This window comes from Marixanthomonas sp. SCSIO 43207 (assembly GCF_019904255.1).
In the GTDB taxonomy this organism is placed as follows: domain Bacteria; phylum Bacteroidota; class Bacteroidia; order Flavobacteriales; family Flavobacteriaceae; genus Marixanthomonas.
In genome coordinates, this window is sequence record NZ_CP063203.1 from 2,687,208 (window position 1) to 2,705,274 (window position 18,067).

At 34.7% G+C, this 18,067-nt stretch carries 14 protein-coding genes; 6 read left to right on the top strand and 8 right to left on the bottom strand.

The annotated features are described in order from the left end of the window. Positions 1-94 precede the first annotated feature (94 nt). The 4 genes from INR76_RS12620 to INR76_RS12635 all read left to right on the top strand — a co-directional run bounded on the left by INR76_RS12620 (position 95) and on the right by INR76_RS12635 (position 3,811). Complete coding sequence (locus INR76_RS12620; RefSeq protein ID WP_223108312.1) at positions 95-1,231, top strand: MBL fold metallo-hydrolase; 1,137 nt, start codon at positions 95-97, stop codon at positions 1,229-1,231. Continuing rightward, positions 1,216-2,193 (top strand): AraC family transcriptional regulator, encoded by a 978-nt coding sequence (locus INR76_RS12625; protein ID WP_255592684.1) that lies wholly within the window; start codon positions 1,216-1,218, stop codon positions 2,191-2,193. Before INR76_RS12620 ends, INR76_RS12625 begins: the two co-directional genes overlap by 16 nt. 43 nt (positions 2,194-2,236) lie before the next feature. Then, the gene (locus tag INR76_RS12630; protein WP_223108313.1) at positions 2,237-3,064 is read left to right on the top strand and encodes a DUF5694 domain-containing protein; all 828 of its coding nucleotides are present in this window, start codon (positions 2,237-2,239) and stop codon (positions 3,062-3,064) included. A gap of 117 nt (positions 3,065-3,181) precedes the next feature. After that, entirely contained in the window at positions 3,182-3,811 is a 630-nt protein-coding gene (locus INR76_RS12635) for a class I SAM-dependent methyltransferase (RefSeq protein ID WP_223108314.1), read from the top strand. Between the two features lie 15 nt (positions 3,812-3,826). Here the strand turns inward: INR76_RS12635 and INR76_RS12640 are convergent, their stop codons facing one another. The 8 genes from INR76_RS12640 to INR76_RS12675 all read right to left on the bottom strand — a co-directional run bounded on the left by INR76_RS12640 (position 3,827) and on the right by INR76_RS12675 (position 14,571). After that, positions 3,827-6,031 (bottom strand): PepSY domain-containing protein, encoded by a 2,205-nt coding sequence (locus tag INR76_RS12640; RefSeq protein WP_223108315.1) that lies wholly within the window; start codon positions 6,029-6,031, stop codon positions 3,827-3,829. A gap of 11 nt (positions 6,032-6,042) precedes the next feature. Then, positions 6,043-6,537, bottom strand: coding sequence for a DUF2271 domain-containing protein (locus INR76_RS12645; RefSeq protein WP_223108316.1), 495 nt, complete (start codon positions 6,535-6,537; stop codon positions 6,043-6,045). Between the two features lies 1 nt (position 6,538). Continuing rightward, entirely contained in the window at positions 6,539-8,038 is a 1,500-nt protein-coding gene (locus INR76_RS12650; protein ID WP_255592685.1) for an ankyrin repeat domain-containing protein, read from the bottom strand. A 6-nt stretch (positions 8,039-8,044) separates the two neighbouring features. Continuing rightward, positions 8,045-8,959 (bottom strand): DUF6607 family protein, encoded by a 915-nt coding sequence (locus INR76_RS12655; RefSeq protein ID WP_223108317.1) that lies wholly within the window; start codon positions 8,957-8,959, stop codon positions 8,045-8,047. 6 nt (positions 8,960-8,965) lie between these two features. Further along, on the bottom strand, positions 8,966-10,201 hold the full coding sequence (locus tag INR76_RS12660) for a T9SS type A sorting domain-containing protein (RefSeq protein WP_223108318.1): 1,236 nt from the start codon (positions 10,199-10,201) through the stop codon (positions 8,966-8,968). A 38-nt stretch (positions 10,202-10,239) separates the two neighbouring features. Beyond that, positions 10,240-11,661: an HmuY family protein gene (locus tag INR76_RS12665; protein WP_223108319.1), complete on the bottom strand. Its 1,422-nt coding sequence runs from the start codon at positions 11,659-11,661 to the stop codon at positions 10,240-10,242. A 2-nt stretch (positions 11,662-11,663) separates the two neighbouring features. Beyond that, the gene (locus INR76_RS12670) at positions 11,664-13,796 is read right to left on the bottom strand and encodes a TonB-dependent siderophore receptor (RefSeq protein ID WP_223108320.1); all 2,133 of its coding nucleotides are present in this window, start codon (positions 13,794-13,796) and stop codon (positions 11,664-11,666) included. Positions 13,797-13,959: 163 nt separating this feature from the next. After that, positions 13,960-14,571 (bottom strand): helix-turn-helix domain-containing protein, encoded by a 612-nt coding sequence (locus INR76_RS12675; protein ID WP_223108321.1) that lies wholly within the window; start codon positions 14,569-14,571, stop codon positions 13,960-13,962. 239 nt (positions 14,572-14,810) lie between these two features. Here INR76_RS12675 and INR76_RS12680 point away from each other — a divergent pair, with 239 nt between their 5' ends. Both INR76_RS12680 and INR76_RS12685 read left to right on the top strand, forming a co-directional pair. After that, positions 14,811-15,746 (top strand): hypothetical protein, encoded by a 936-nt coding sequence (locus tag INR76_RS12680; RefSeq protein WP_223108322.1) that lies wholly within the window; start codon positions 14,811-14,813, stop codon positions 15,744-15,746. A gap of 333 nt (positions 15,747-16,079) precedes the next feature. Further along, positions 16,080-18,029 carry a gliding motility-associated C-terminal domain-containing protein gene (locus INR76_RS12685; RefSeq protein WP_223108323.1) on the top strand — a complete coding sequence of 650 codons (1,950 nt, stop codon included), beginning with the start codon at positions 16,080-16,082 and terminating at the stop codon, positions 18,027-18,029. Positions 18,030-18,067: the final 38 nt, after the last annotated feature.

Consider the following 18,067-nt stretch of genomic DNA (forward strand, 5'->3'; position numbering starts at 1 on the left):
CCTATTTATTACGAGCGTAATCAATACATCTTGGTTACAAAATTTGCGTTTAATAATGCAAATTATAATTCAATGAGATGTAAGAAATATAATAATGAAAAAACTATTTAAACTATTAAAAAAGGTGCTACTAGGAATAGGAATTTTAATTGGACTACTTGTTATCGTGGGATTTGTTTTTGTTAATACGAGTCCGCAATTTGGTGGAAAAGCAACAACAGAACAAAAAGAAAAGTTTTCTAAATCAAAAAACTATGTTGATGGCAAGTTTGTGAATTTGGGTAATGTATCTACCAATATGAGCGCCAAAAACATGATTAAAGCCATTGGCGGAATGTTTAAAACTATTCCTAATGCAAAACCTAATAATCCAATTGATGTTACAAGCGTAGACGCTACATCACTGGCTAATTATAATTCGAAAACGAGAATTATATGGTTTGGCCATTCTACATTTTTACTACAAATAAATGGAAAAAACATTTTAATAGACCCTATGTTTAGTGACGTGCCTGCTCCTCATCCGTTATTGGGTTCTAAGCGATTTAACGAAGACAAACCTATTACTATTGAACAATTACCACATATTGATGCCGTATTAATTTCACACGATCATTATGATCATTTAGATTATGAATCAATTAAAAAATTAAAGGAGAAAGTATCAACCTTTTATGTACCATTGGGCTTGGGCAATCATTTGATAGAATGGAATGTTGCAAAAGAACAAATTATAGAGTTGGATTGGTGGGAAAAAGCTTCTTTTCAAGATTTGACTTTTACTAGCGCTCCTGCTCAACATTTTTCAGGAAGAGGATTGACAGATAGAGACGCTACTTTGTGGTGTTCCTGGGTAGTACAATCTGATAATGAAAATATTTTTTTCAGTGGTGATAGCGGATATGGCCCGCATTTTAAAACAATAGCCGAAAAATTTGGCGGTTTTGATTTTGCAATGATTGAATGTGGTCAATATAATGAGTTATGGTCTGAAATTCACATGTTTCCTGAACAAACCGCGCAAGCTGGTATTGATTTAAACGCAAAAGTAATTATGCCAATTCATTGGGGAGCTTTCAAACTGGCACAACACTCGTGGACAGATCCTATAGAGCGAGTTTCAAAAAAGGCTATCGAATTAAATATTGAAATGGTCGCTCCAAAAATAGGTGAAGCATTACTTATTTCTGAAACAAATGAGATTACCAAAAACTGGTGGAAAAACTATTAAAATTTCCTATTTTTATAACACCTAGCACCATGCAAATGCCAGAATATAATTTTAAAACTATACGTGATTTTCATAAGTATTTTGAACTTGCAGAACCTGAAAATCCCTTATTCAGTATTGCTCAAAATATCAATACAAAAAGCGACACTATGTGTTCTCTTTCACAGAAGAACGAGACAATTAGTGTTACCAATAATTTTTACTCAATTAGTATAAAAAATATTACTTCTGGTGAGATTATATATGGTCGCACCAAATATGACTGCAGCAAAGGATCTATGTTGTTTATGGCTCCCAATCAAACTTTGTCATTTAGTAATTTGGTCGTGAGTTCAGAGAGTTTTCATCTTGCTTTTCATAAAGATTACTTAAACGGAAGCGCCTTATTTGATAAAATTAAACAATACAATTTTTTCAATTATCAAGTAAATGAAGCACTTCATCTATCGCCAAAAGAAGAAGAATTGGTTAAGTCTATTTTTAAAAGTATTCAAACAGAGTATACTAACAATCAAGATGAATTCAGTAAAGAAATTATCCTTTCACATTTGGAAACTTTATTGAAATATGCTGATAGGTTTTACAAAAGACAATTTTTAAACAGAAAAGAAATTAACCAAGCTTTATTCACTCGGTTTAAAAACACGCTTGAAGTTTATTACAGTGAAAATAAACTTTCTGAAAATGGTATTCCTTCTGTAGAATGGCTTGCCAATCAACTCAATGTAAGCCACAGGTATATGAGTGATTCTATTAAAGCTGAAACTGGAAAAACGGCAGTAGATCAAATTAATTTATTTCTTGTAGAACAGGCAAAACATTTGTTGTTAATTCCTCACGTTTCTATTTCAGAAACTGCTTATAAATTAGGTTTTGAATATCCTCAGTATTTTTCTAGGATATTTAAGAAGAAAGTTGGCGTAAGCCCAAAACAATATATAGAAAATATTTCTCAAAATTGAGTGTAACATTTTGAAGTATGAGTCGTCTATTGTTAAAACCCCTATGCCAAAATACACATATTTTTTAGTCCTACTTTTTACCTTACACATTAATGCTCAATCAAATAAAATAGAGGTTTTATCATTAGGTTCGTTTCATTTTAATTTTCCGAATAACGATTTTGTTCAAGTTGAATCTTCCAATCAAATTGATGTTTTAAAACCGAAGTATCAAGATGAGATAAAATTGATTGTAAAGAAGATTGAAAAATTTAATCCTACAAAAATTATAATTGAGTGCAAGTCATCAAAACAACGTGTTATAGATTCTCTTTTCACTTCATATTTACAAGGCAAGCATACATTGAGTAGAGATGAACATGAGCAAATAGGCTTTAGACTTGCAAAAAACTTAGGAATTAAAAAATTATACTGCGTTGATGAGTGGGGCGAATTTAATGAACAAGTTAATCAAGTGATATCGGGTAAGGATTCTTTAGGATTTAAAAAGTTTGATGCTTTTTATAAACAAAACCACGAAGCAGATTTAAAACACACACCAACTCACGTCTATAAAGATCGAGGCATTTTAGCCGAGCTTATTGCTCTAAATAAGCCTGAAAACATCAAAAAAAGTCTGGGTAATTACCTGATTGGCCCTTTTAAATATGAAGGTAAAGAAGGTGATTTTTTTGGTGTTAATTTTGAAACCGGTCGTTGGTTTAATAGAAATTTGAAAATTTTCAGAAATATTCAAAGAATTGATTTACAACCAAATGATAAGGTTTTGATTATTTACGGAGTAGGACATATGAATATTCTTAATATTTTATTTGATAGTTCGCCAGAGTTTGAGCTGGTACATACAAATAAGTATCTAGATAGTAATTAATAAGCAAAACCTAATTGTTATCTTTTTAGTGTATAAATCTGTAGTTTTGAAGTAAGAATTAAAACAGCTTTAAAATTTAATTTATAGCAAATCATAATATTTCAGAAAAAACTCAAAATGAGTATTGAAAAAGCATATAATAGTTGGGCAACTCAGTATGATACCAATATCAATAAGACAAGAGATTTAGACAAAAAGGCAACTATAAAAACACTGCAACGTTTTGAATTTTCACACGTTATTGAACTAGGTTGCGGAACCGGAAAAAACACCGCATTTCTATTAGAAAAAGCTGAACGAGTGATTGGCTTAGACTTTTCAGAAGAAATGCTGAAAAAAGCAAAATTAAAATTTAATGATAGTAGGGTAACATTTCAGAAAACAGATTTGACAGCTTCGTGGCAAATTGATGATCAAATTGCAGATTTAATTACTTGTAATCTAGTACTTGAGCACATTAAAGATTTAGACACTGTTTTTAATCAAGCTAGCAAAAAATTAAAAAAAGGGGGTTATTTATTTATTAGTGAACTTCATCCATTTAAACAGTATGCGGGTAGTAAGGCAAAATTTGAAACCGAAGCAGGGATTCAAGAATTAGAAACCTATATTCATCATATTTCAGAATACTTAGATACTGCCTTTAATAATAAATTACAACTACTCGAGTTAAAAGAATGGTTTGATGAAGACGCTGAACATGAAATACCACGATTAATAGGACTTGTTTTTCAAAAACTTAAATAATAAGCTATTTATTATTTAATAGCAATCCATAAGTAGTCTTCCCTCTTGCTCTAGTTGATTTATTGTGATATTTGTAGAATGTTGCTCAAGTATGGTTTCAACTACTGTAAGTGTATCCTTTTGCATAGCAATACTTCCACAAATCATGACTACTCCATCGTTTAAAATTGAGGATACTAATAATTGCTCTTGTGATTTTAAGCTGTCTTGCACATAAGTTTTTGAACCGCTTTCACGAGAATAAGCCAATTGAAATGAGGTAAGTTTTTTATTATCAAGAGCTTTTTCAATGTAGGGATTATAGAGTGTAAACGACTCTTTTGTACGTCCTCCCCAAAATAGATACATAGGTATCTTCTTTTTATTATTTGCTATCATACCCAAAAATGGGCCAATCCCGGTACCGTTTGAAATAAAAAGTACTTCTGAAGCTTTTTTAGGAATAGTAAAAGACGGATTTTTACTTATTCGTCCTTTAATGGTATTCCCTATTTTACACGTATTAAAATAAGAAGAACAAACTCCGTACTCATGTTTTTTTACACTTAGTAATACATCCTTTTCCATTTTTGCAATACTGTACAAACGAGCTATCCGTTCACCTGGAGGAATCACCTCCAGCAAATCACCAGATATAAACTTTTTCTTCTTTTTAGGTCTAAGCTGAAGTAAAAACGTATCATCACAATTAAGTTCTGTTTTATTAATTACTTTAAACTTACTTTGTTTTTTCTTCGTTTCTTTTTCTGAAAAAGGTTCTAACGCTAGGTGCAAGTTGTGTTGGGTAGCCCAACGTACGGCCCAATGTTCAAAATCTGTTGCATCTTGGTTATTAATTTTATAAAGCGGAATATCTTGATTAAATCTAGAATGACCTTGCAATGCTTGATCTACATCAATTGCATATTGACAATAATCTTCATACAAGATTGAACCAAAGCCAACAACCGAAAACTGGATTATGTGAGGTTGATTAACAGTAGTGATTTTATTCAGAAATTTTGTAGCATTTGCAGGAGCTTCGCCTTGTCCATACGTTGCAGTAAATACAAATACATGCTTTGCATTGTTGTAAATGGTATAATTGTTTAATTCAGAGACGAAAGCTTTTTTCCCTGCTTTAGTAAGTGCTTTTTGAAACTGCCAAGCAAAATCAAATGTGTTTCCGGTTTCAGAACCTACAAGAATAATATATTCACTTTCATCTTTTGTGTATTTATTTTTAAAAGCTGTTGTTTTTTTGCGCCTTTTCAGTGTCATCGCAAAACCGGAATAAACAAAAAATAGAATTGAAATACTAGCTATTAAAAGTATGATGGACCACAAAATGCTACCTCTACCTGTATGTAGGGTTAGGCTAAAATTTGACATCCACGTTACCCAAGGATATTCATATTTGCTTAAAACATCTCCGGTAATTTGATTTACTAATATTTCTTTATTTGAGAGTTTTGCAATAAAATAATCTTCGGGCGCTGGAGAAAATGGAAATTCTAGTCTTTTTACTTCAGAAAGTGATACGTTTTTAAACGCTGAAAATTGAGTTGGTTTTTTTTGAGGTGATTCAGCTATAGCATCAAAATCAACCGTATGTTCAACTGTATAATCTGGAAAAACATTAAATTTTTCTAGTGAAAGGTAGACACCTGTAAGGGTTATAATTATAATGGGAACTAAAAACAAACGACCTACATACACATGATAGTGTTGTGTAAACGATTCGTTAGAAATTTTTGAAAAAAACCGTTTTACACTTCCTTGTCTTTTAATGATTAAAAGTACTCCGGTTACTGCTATTAAAAAAAGTAAAAAGGAAGCAACACCTACTAAAAACCGACCGGTTGATTTTAAAAACAACGACCTATGAAGATTGGTAGCAAAGCTGAATATAGGTCCTTGCTCTAGTAACTCACCTACTTTTTCACCAGTTTTTGGGTTTATATAAAACGTTTCACTTGCTCCCTCATTTGTAATTACCGAAGCCGAAACAAATTTGTTGTGATCAACCTCTACAAATAATACCTCATCATATTTTTTTTGAAGTGTTTCTATAGTTTCTCCTACAGTAATATCTTCAATTTCAGAAACTGCATAGGGTTTTACTTGTTCAGAAATAGGCTCAAAAGCCAAAATAATTCCTGTAACAGAAGCTAACACGACAAATAGAAAAGAAGATACAGCCAACGCAAGGTGACTGTATCTCCATATTGATAAGGTCATCTTGTTTTACTTTATTGAGGCATCATACGGATGTATCTTATAAATCCGTTGCCATCTACTTTTCCTTTCACTGACGTTGATGTTAATTCAAACTCAACATCATCTTTATAGTATTCTTGATCTTCTACAGCAGTTTCAAAACGTATTTTATAGCCCGCATCAATTTTACTATCGTCAATTTCAATTACGCTCACTGCGCGTTGTCCTCCTGCAATGGTAGCTCCAGTAATTGCATCAATGTTATTACGTTTTTTTCCGTAGAAATTCCACCATTCTGTAATGTCAAAATACCATTCATCATCATCGCCTTGAACATAAAGAGTCTCTTCATATTCTCCGTTAGGATTAAGCAATGAAATTACTACGTATGCTGCTTCACCATTATAATTGGTCATTTGTATTAAGCATTTGTATTTACTAGCAGGTTTGGGTTTTGAAAAACCAAAAGCCAAAAATAGTACTAGTGCAAATAGGGGTAAAGATTTTAATATTTTAATACGTCTCATATTACTTTAAAAAGGTTAAGTCTGTTTTATTTGCTTTTAGTTGCTCGTTTTCTTGAGCCAAATCAAAGGCTGTTTCGCCAAAATCTGTCGTTGTATTTTTATCTGCTCCCATCGAAATTAAAAATTTTAATATCGATTCATCTTTGGCATTCATAGCAGCTAAGTGTAAGGGTGTGAGACCATCGCTGTTTTTTTGTTGTAATTGATTTTTTGGAACCATTTTTACAACTCTTTTTAGCAATAATTTACTGTTTTTTGAAACTGCCAAATGATATAGCGTATTCTCTTTTTCTTGAACTTCAGAAAGTGATACACCGTTTTGTTTTAATATTTTAAGTTTTTTATCAAAGTCGGCTTCGTTTGATTGTGAGTAACTTTGTATGGTATAAAATAACAAGGTATTGTTGTTCTCATCTACTACGGATGCATCCGCTCCTTTTTTCAGAAGAAATGAAACTACATCTGCCGTATTGTTTTCTACTGCCATTGTTAAAGCAGATTGACCTTTTTTATTGGTGTGATTGATATCCTTTGTTTTATTTGCCAAAAGAGTAACAATTGATAGGTTGCTTGAAGCTGCAGCGTTTATCAAAGCAGTATTTCCGTCATCATTAACTTGATTTACGTCAACTCCTTTTTTAATGAAATAATTAAAAATTGCTTCATCTTTATTTCGGTAAGCTAAAATATGTAAAGGAGTGTTTCCTTCTCTTGTGGTTACATTAGGGTTGACTCCTTTTGATTCTAAAAATTCATATATTTCTAGACCATTGCTTTGCCCACGTGTTCCTTGTGCTGCAAAAAGCATGGCATTGCCGTTATCTTTATTAAGACCGGTGGGAGTTGCTCCTTTTTCAATAAGTGCGTTAAGCATATCGATGTTTCCGGTACGTGCAGTGTAATTAAAAATTCCGTTACCGGCTTCATCTGTACTAGTAATGGAAAGTCCTTTATTAATAAAATAATGCAACTCATCCATACTTGAAACATTTGGTGCTGCCAATAGTAAAATAGAGGCTCCTGCTCTATTTGTCTCGTTAATGGAAGCTCCGTTATTCAATAGTAAATCGTATAGTTTTGGGTCTGTTTGACCGGTACTTGCAGCAAATGTTAGAACGGTATTTCCGTGATCATCAATGATGTTCATTTTGGCATCTTTGTCTATTAAGTACTGTACAAGTTCTTGGTTGTTTTTATAAGCTGCCCAAAAAATATAAGTTCTACCATCGTGAGTAAGTTTGTTCACATCATTTCCTTCCTTGGATAGCAAATGAATAATACTTTCTGAAGAAGCATTTTCAAGAATTGCATACACAACAGGATCAAACGCATAGGGGTTTAATTCACTTGCGTCGTTTCCTTCTGCTATTTTTTGATCAATAGTTTGAATACTAGGATTGGTTTTCCAAAACTCACGCTTTAGTAATACATTTTCTTGTGAAAATGCAATTGTAGCGTAACATACCATCAATAGTGTAATTATATTTTTTGAGCGAGCCATAGGTGTTTATTTTTCTATTACAAAAGAATCAATGATTCTATTAATTTCTTTTTTATCTTTCACTTCTTCATCAAACAAAAATTTGAATAGTACTTTATTATCTACTTTGTCTTTAAGAGCTAAATTTTCTTTTTTTGCAAAAACAGTATTCCATTTTTTTCTAACGGTTGCCCATTTATCTTCGTGTTCTTTCCACCAATCTTGAGCAGCTTTACATCTACTGTCTGCTACTTTTTTATAAACGTTGTAACCTTTTTCTTTTGCAATAATAATATCTTTTGCTCCTTCTTTACGCACTATTTTTTCATTGTCTTGGTCGTGAATCCATCCTGAGTCTACAATTTCATGACGGTTACCTCGCATAGTTACGTTGTAATCACTGCGCTGAGTGTATTCTCGTCTTGGTAATGGTGCAGTGGTTGTGTTTTCCCAATAGTTTTTCCCGTCAACGTGAACCCAAGTAGCAGATCCTTCATAACGCGGACTGTCATCTACCTGAAATACTTTTTGTGTCCATTGGCCTTTTACTTCGCTCTTAGGCAATTTGGTATAGGTCCATTGGTTGTCACCGTTGAATAGATACAGATCAGTGTTTTCATACTCCCAATCTTGACGCCAGTGTTTTACAATATAAGGTTGATCTGGTGGTCCTACAATTAATAAATGCTGAATAGAAATCTTTTCATCTTCGTCTTCAATTAATTGAGCCCACTCAAGACCTCCAGCAATTTTAGTTTCTGAAGGTATGTAAGTAGAATCTTCTACATAATCAAACGTTTCGGTAAAGTTAAAAGTAACTTCATAACAACCACACATACTTTTTATGGCTTCTCTGTCCTTTTCAATTTTGTTTGTTTCTTGTGCTGTAAGAGTTGCTGTGAATGCAAACATCCCAATTAAAGCATATATACATTTTTTCATATTATGTTATTTCAAAATTAATTTTTTAGTTATTGTGTTTTTCCCGGATGTAACATTAACCATATATACACCGCTTTGTAAGGCTGAAAGGTCTAAGGTTTTGTTATAAAAACCAGATGTACTAGACATGGTTTCTGAATACACTTTCGCTCCATTGATTGCAAATACTTCAATTGTGTTTTTTGCTGAAGCAGTGTTGGCAACATCATAAACAATTGATACTTGACCGTTAGTCGTTGGATTTGGATACATTCCAAAGCTTATATCTTCTGTTACGTCTTCAAAACCTAATAGACCAGATACATCTTGATAGTCTAATTCGATATTGCCTGTTGATGCTCCGTCAAATTCTGTAAACACCAATCTATAAATTGTGCTTTCGTCATATTTTACATAGTATGCCATATCGCTGTTTACGGTATATCCTGACCCATCAAAGCTTTTCCAATCATAACCAATGGTATTGATATCTTCAGAATAGCTTAATCCATTTGGGTCGCCTTCTCCATCTAGTTCTTCATTTTGAGCTACAGTAACGTTTGGGTTGTGTAATACGCCTGTTACGTTATAATACGTACCCCCTCCTAGGTCTGTTACGTATTTTCTGAAAACCATATCCCAGTCACCAACTGCAGGCTCGGCAATGACAGTTTCATCATTTTGTAATGAGTAATAGTTATATCTATTTGCCGGGTTATCATTATTATCAACAGTTACCGTTTTTTCATTTACCCAATCATTACCGTCCCAAGTAGCAAACTTAAATGTGTACCCACCAAAAAAGTCTTCGTTTATAAACTTGCGGTAAGTACCATCTGCATATTTTAATACAAAGATGATGGTTCCTTCTACGTGATGTGTTACTGGGTTGTACTCTCCCCAACCATAACTTGCTGAACCTTGCATAAATGCACCATTGTCCCAGTTAGTATCATCATTATATAAAGCTGTCCAAGAGCTTTCATTTGCTACGTTAATGTTATTCCATTCGGCTGGATCATCTGCAGCTTCAAACACCTGTATACCAATACCGTCATTTACACGTATTCCTATATTTTGAGGGCTGTTTCTTAAAAAAGCAATATCCCAACTGTTGGCCGCATAGGTGTTCTGTGTTTCGTTTGCTAGTTTTAGATAAACTTCATTTTCATAATTGGCACCCATAGATAGCTCAACAGTTTCTTGAGCTGTGGTTGAGAAACCAACTGCTAAAAAAGCAGCAATATGTAATAGTTTTTTCATTTTAATATGTGTTGTAGTGTTTGTAATAGGTTTAGTTTTTATTGTACTAATTGATATTTAAATTCCGGGTATCCGCGTTCTCCCTGGTCGCTTAATAGCGCTGTAAATTTTAGTTTATAGGTATTTCCATTTAGGTCTTGAATGATATAAAACATATTGTCATACAATATTTTGTCTTCGCTAATTACCTCTCGCCAAGTACTACCTATAGCACGTTGGTCTTCTTGAAAATTAGCTGTATTTAGATCACTTAGTGAAAAGTCATCATAATTCGTGTTCACCTCATCGGTATTGATGGCATAAGCCACAACGCCTCCTTTACGGTTGTGCAATACACCATCGGAATAACCATAAGAACCAGCCTCTTCTATTATATTGGTAAATACGGTAAAGTTGATATCCCATTGGTCTGCTTCAGGTTCTACCGAAACAACATTATTGGTGTTGAAACTGAAGAAGGTAAAATTATATCCCTTGTTTTTTGAGATGGTCACTTCTTGGTGTGTGGTAGCATCTAGATTGGCGTATTGTAGTAAGTAATCATCCCCTCTTTTTAATACACGAATCTTTTTCCAGCCTCTAGCATCTCCTGCTACGGCTACACTTCCTTGTTCTGCTGTAGCAGTTCCTACTTCATATCCTAAATTCACTAAATATACGTTGTTCTCACCGTCGGTATCACTAATGGCATCTATCGCTGTTTTGGTAACATCTCCATCTGGATGGTCTATGTAAGCTACATTCGCAGGATCGAAGGTTCCCACCGCTACTTGGTCTTGTATACCTGCAACATCGTCTTCGGTTACCGCATCAATATTGGTAGCGTCCAATTGTGCCGCCGCCATATAGATAGAACCGTTAATATCCACTCTAAACTCCTCTCCGGCATAAAACCCAAGGTCCCAACTGTCGCGTTGTACCACGGTTGTCTTTTCAGAACTTAAATCAATATATACTTGATTTTGTTGATTAGGCCCACCTACTTCCGGTGCTAACGAACGTCCTAAGGAAGCTGAGTTATTCAGCGTAAAAGCAGTATTTCCTTGTATTTGTCCGCCAGGATATGAAACATTTGTAATGGTAAATGTAATGGCTACTGTTTCATCTAAGGTTGCATTCAGCTTATTGAATACAAAGGTATTATCTGCAGTTCCTTCTGTAATAGGCAGAGTAATGGTGTTTCCTTCCGCAGCAGGTTCGGTTGTATAGTCTTCACCGTACACTGCGTTTGTTGCTTCTACCAAAATAGTAATCTCCCCGTTTTCTGAAGCAGTTTCTGAATACACTAGTTTAATATCCTTATTGCCTTCTATTTCTCCTAAGTTGGCCGAAAGGTTTTCAAAGGCAGCTACAAAAGGCTCTCCTTGTACCGAAGTACTATTGTCATCACTACACGACACCAAAGTGGTAGTGGCAATACAAGCAAGCAATAGGGTTTTAACTGATTTAAAGATTGACATAATTATAGGGTTAAATGATAGGTTAATTTTAAAAAGTATGAGCGGCCATAGCCCAACGGTATTTGTGTGGGCGGACCGTTATGGGTTCCACCTTCAAAAGCAGTGGTGTTTACTGCCGTGACATCAAATATGTTACGTGCACCTAGTGTGGTGATAAACGCACCATTGAAAAACGATTTGTTAATAGTGGTATCCAGCCAACTGTAGGCGTCGGTTTTACCTGCAACAAATTCTTGATTGCCTTCGGCGTTGGTTTTTTCTACTAATTGCTGTTGCTCGCCTATATGTTTAAAGAACAATGAAAAGGTCGTGTCCCATTTAGGCACGGTATAGGCAACATTGGCATTCAACTGAAAATTGTATAGAAAGTCGTCATTGCTATTGGTGCGGCTGTCCAATACCTTTGAAATTCCCTGTACCGAAGCGCCCAATTGTGCTTTGATGTTTTGGTAGTACAATTCGTTTTCTGAAAACACCCCCATCGCCTTGTAGCTGTCAATATTATTGTACTGATACGCCAACGGACTCTGATTCACCACAATCAATTCAATTCTATCTTGTAGATTCAAATAATTAAAACTGATCTTATTCTTTAACCGAAGCGCTCCATCGGCTAGACTACTTCGTTTTTTAATATGAAGAAAGGTAGAAACTCCTTGCTCTGGGGTTAAATCACCATTTCCTTGTACATCGTGATTTACATCTACAAAGTAGGTATATAGTTCATTGTAGTTAGGCGTACGGTTTGCCGAACCTACAATAGCACGCAACTCCCAATCGTCGCCTAACGTTTGCTTGGCACTTAACGAGCCAATGTACTGTGTATCAAATAAGTTGCTAAAGGAAACCCGAACGCCCGGACGTAAAGAAAACCGTTCTGTTAATTGCATTTCGGAAGCGGCAAAAAGGTCGTAATTATCTAAACTTTGTGTCACGCCCCCTTCTTCAGGATCGATCACAATCGCTACCGATGAGCCAGAACCTTCTTCCAGCGTGAATTCATAGCCCGCTTGTAATGACAGCCAATCGCTATTGAGCAAATTACTGAACGTACCTCTAGAAAAGACTGCACTCCTACTCTGATACTCGCCTTGTTCTACATTTTCTTTAGCCCCTGACCGAATGCAATAGGTATAGCGTTCTAAATCTTTGGTCTGCTCTTGGTAGGAAAGCGATACATTGTAGTTCACTTTTCTGAATAATTTCCCGGTGCTGTTTAAGTGATGGTACCAACGATTGTTGGTATATTGCTCATCCAATGCCGATGGGTTGGTGGTTCCCGTTGATGCGTTTTCGTTGAGATCTACCGTTTCGTTGTACTTGTAAATGTCTTCATGCAAGTACTCAAAGCGATAAAAAATGTTGAATCCCTCTGTTTCGTAGGATAATAAAGCCTTGCTGTTTTGTTGTAGTTTTGGTAACCATTCATGTCCGCGTTGGCCATCGTTAAATTCATAGTTTTCGCCTTCTCTATCGTTCCAGAAGCCTCCAAAGTCATTTCGGGTATACGTGGCATTGGCGTATAGTTTTTCTGAAATATTTCCGCCCACTTTAATTAATTGAATGTGCCTTCCTTTATCAAACCACTCATATTCGTCACCAATCGTTTCTTCTTGTATATAGGCTGTAATATCGAGTTTGTTTCTAGAAGATTTCTTAGTGATAATATTGATGATGCCCGAAACAGCATTTGATCCGTACTGTACGCCCATTGCGCCTTCTACATACTCTATGCGCTCCACATCATCCAGATTAATCAAGGTAAGGTCGGTGTTGTTGCCCACGCCCTCTTCATTGATCATGGGGATATTATCAATCAACACTTTAAAATACTGACTGTCCAACCCAAACAAACTTACGCCGCTTTTCCCGGTAGATGTATTGGGCGTAATATTTAGGTTCAAGGTGTTGTTTAATACATCGGCGAGGTTGTTTCCTGCTTGACGTTCAATATCTTTTCTGGTAATCACCTTTACTTCTACTACCGATTTGTTAACCGATTGTGGATTAATCTGCCCGGTTACCACTACTTCATCCAAACTTTCAACATCAGTGGAATCGGTTACAGAGGTATTTTGAGCCAAGGAAATTGCGCTACAAAAAAGGAAATAGATGGAAAGAAATGTAAACTTCATTAAGTCGATTTGTTAGACGCCGCAAAGCTATACAATTATTCTTATTTAGAACAAATAAAAATAATATTTATGAAAAAAAAAATAATTACCACAGTCCCTCTTAGGATTTAAGATCTAAAAGAGATTTTAAAATTTTAAAGAAATATTGTTTGAGCTTTAGTATTTATTCTACAGTAAGATTGGGTACTGCACCTATGTATTGCCATATATGCTTTATGTTATTTTTTGGCTCAATAGTATGGTTAAAAGGGTGGAAGTTTTTTAGCTTAAACTCCTGTGTAGTTTTGTTTGTTGTAACTTTTTGAAGTTCGTCAATAATAATTTCTTCGGTTTCAAATTCTATTATGTAAAGAACACCATCTGTAGTTTGATTCTTTCTTATTTTTTGACCTATTACAATTGTATTTTCTTTTACTATTGGGTGATAGGAGTGTTTAGTTTGAAATAAAGCAATGTTTCTATTGGTATTAACGAGTTTAAATTCATCAAAAAGTTTGGCTTCAGGTTTTATAGCCGAAGAAGATACTTGGTCAGCGGTGGTATTTGAGTGATTAACTTCGCTTGTTTTATCCCGCTCTTCAAAAAATATATAGTTTAAATCTAAATTTTTGTCTTTGCAAAGCGCGATTACTTTATTAAAGTCAAGTGTTTCTCTTTTCTTCCAGGTAGATAGCGTATTTGGCTTAATATCAAGTAATTGACATAGATTTTTATCAGTTTTAATCGATAATTCTTCTTTTAATCGATTAATTATTTGAATCGCATTTTGTGACATTTAACATTTTTTTAAGAAAAACTAATGCTTTTTAAAATAATTTTAAGGTAACAAAAAACTCAAAAAAACTTTTCAGCATACCCTTTCTGTAAGCGTCTATTTATAAATAGGATGGCTAAAATTTTATGTGTTTTTTTCTCATTATTTAAAGTGAGTTAAAATAGTAAAATTTTAATAAACCCAAAATTTTAGACCTAAAAATTACCATTTGACATATTGTATAATAAAACCAGACTCCAATGAAATCTAAACTACTTAAAAAAAGTACACTGTGTTTTTTTTACTTGCTTTTTGTAGCAGGTATACTTACACTTGCCCCCAACAAATTGACCGCACAAACTCAGGTTTTTGCTAATCAAGTCACTTTTGAAGACAACGTTGACAACGCAATTAATGCTACTCAAGAAAACGGAGATTTTGCCACATTAAACTCATATGGCGGAGTGGCGGTAGGTATTGGTGCCTATTCTGGAGAACTAGAATTACAATTTCCTTCTACTGTTCCGGCAAATACTACAACGTTTATCAAAATCGATTTTGACAATGATGTTTTAAATAGCCTCTTGGGTGGTTCGCTTGGAGATTTATTAGCAGATGTATTAGGAAATGTAATCTTAGGAGATCATTATTTTGATGTTGAAGCTCGTTTCTTTGATGGAAGTACTTCAAACACAGTATTTAATTCTACCTCCAGAATTCCACCATCAGATACACGATACCGAATTGTAAAAGATGCTGAAGGAAACTTTTTTATAGCTATTACTCCAGATCAAGCCTATAACCGCATTTATATTGAAGATAATACAGATGCTTTATTAATTGGTTTGTTTAATAGTATGAACGTGTACAACGTTTCATATTATACCGATAATGAATGTGCTATAACACCATTATTTACAGATTTTGATGGTCAAGGTTTAACGGTAGACCTTCTAGGTATAGGAAAAGCAGGGGTTACCAATCCTGAATTTGTAATTGATGAAAATCCTGATAATTTTTCTGAAATTAGCCTAGGAGCAATAAATATCATAGCTTCCATACGTCAAAATGTATATTTCCCAAATACATACCAACCTGATGAAGAGTTTTCGGTAACCTTAAAAACAGATCCTACATTGGTCACACTTGGCCTTTTAAACAATGTACAAGTAATAGCGTATAATGATGGATCTTAAGTTTATGTTGAAAACATAAGTTCAGTTTTAAGTTTAGATTTATTAACCCTTTTACAAAATGGTGAACGAGCAAAGATTGTATTTACACTAGATGCCCCTTTTGATCGTGTAAGTGTAAGACTTACGTCATTATTAAACGTAAATATAGCTCAAACGTTAGATGTTTATGAAATTGCTGTAGAGAGCCCCGACACCCCAACTACAGATGAAGAAAGTCAATTATTTTGTGCTGAAACTAATCCTACTGTAGAAGATTTAGAAGTTAATGAACCTTCCGTTATTTGGTATGACTAGCCCACAGGAGGTACAGCGTACGATGCTTCAGATCCGTTAATGGATAATACTTCATATTACGGTGCTCAAATTATTGATGGTTGTGAAAGTGAAGGTCGATTAGAAGTAGAAGTCACAATAGGTGACGCCCCTACTCCAACAACAAATAACACCGAACAAGATTTCTGTGTAGTAGATAATCCTACCGTAGCAGATATTCAAGTGAACGAAACAAATGTTACTTGGTATGATCAACCTACAGAAGGAACTCCTTATAACTCAACTGATCCGTTATCAGACAATACAACTTATTACGCTTCACTAACAGATGCAACTAGCGGTTGTGAGAGTTCGGTTCGATTGGCTGTTTTAGTAAACGTAGGTGATGCTCCTACTCCTACAACAGATAACACCGAACAAGATTTCTGTGTAGTAGATAATCCCACCATAGCAGATATTCAAGTGAATGAAACAAATGTAACTTGGTACGATCAACCTACCGGAGGAACTCCTTATAATTCAACTGATCCCTTATCAGACAACACAACTTATTATGCTTCACTAACAGATGCAAACAGTGGTTGTGAGAGTTCGGTTCGATTGGCTGTTTTAGTAAACGTAGGTGATGCTCCTACTCCAACAACAAATAATACCGAACAAGATTTCTGTGTAATAGATAATCCTACCGTAGCAGATATTCAAGTGAATGAAACAAATGTAACTTGGTATGATCAACCTACCGAAGGTACTCCTTATAACTCAACTGATCCGTTATCAGACAATACAACTTATTACGCTTCCCTAACAGATGCAACCAGCGGTTGTGAGAGCTCGGTTCGATTGGCTGTTTTAGTAAACGTAGGTGACGCCCCTACTCCAACAACCGATAACACCGAACAAGATTTCTGTGTAGTGGATAATCCTACCGTAGCAGATATTCAAGTGAATGAAACAAATGTAACTTGGTATGATCAACCTACAGAAGGAACTCCTTATAACTCAACTGATCCGTTATCTGACAATACAACTTATTATGCTTCACTAACAGATGCAACCAGCGGTTGTGAGAGTTCGGTTCGATTGGCTGTTTTAGTAACGCTAAGTGTACCAGCAGATCCGATAATAACATCAAACGCTACTGGAGAGGTATGTTTAGAAACGCTAGTAACCTATAGTACTGAACCCGGTAATCAAAATTATATTTGGACTGCAACGGGTGGTAACATTCTAGATGGTGGAGGTACAACTGATAATACAGTTTCTATTCTATGGACCGAAATGGAAAATACCTCAGTAAGTGTTTCATATGAAAGTAATACAAGCTGTGGGACAGGAAATACCACAACATTTGAGGAAATAGTAATGGTTTGTGCAGATTTAACAATCAATAAAACGGTAGATAACAAACAGCCAACTATAGGTGAAATTATAACATTTACCATTGCAGTCACCAATGAAGGACCTAATGATTTTATGGATGTTCAAATTTCTGAAGACATGCCTTCCGGCTTTGAACTAGTTGATTTTACAACATCTCTCGGAACCTATAATCCGGTTACTTCAATTTGGCAAATAGATGTTTTACCGGCAAATGTTACAGCGACATTAGAAATTAGATCCGAAGTATTAGGAGAAGGAAACCATACCAATGTAGCAAGCATAGTTACCTCTACACCAACAGATATGGGTGTTCTCAATAATAGTTCAGAAATTGAAATAGAACCGTTGTGTTTAATTGTCTATAATGAGTTTTCGCCAAATGGAGATGGGGTTAATGATCAGTTTGTGATTTCCTGTATAGAAAATTTCCCTAATAACACCTTGCAAATTTTTAACAGGTATGGTTCTTTAGTTTTTAAGGCAAATCAATACAGTAATGAGTGGGACGGAAGAGCTAATGTAAGCGGCATTACCAATACAGGTGATGTACTCCCTGCCGGAACCTATTTCTATATTCTTGAAATGGATAATGCATCTTCAAAAAGTGGATGGGTATATCTGGCAAAATAATAAGGAAACCAAAAAAGTATAAAAATTAAAATCCCAAA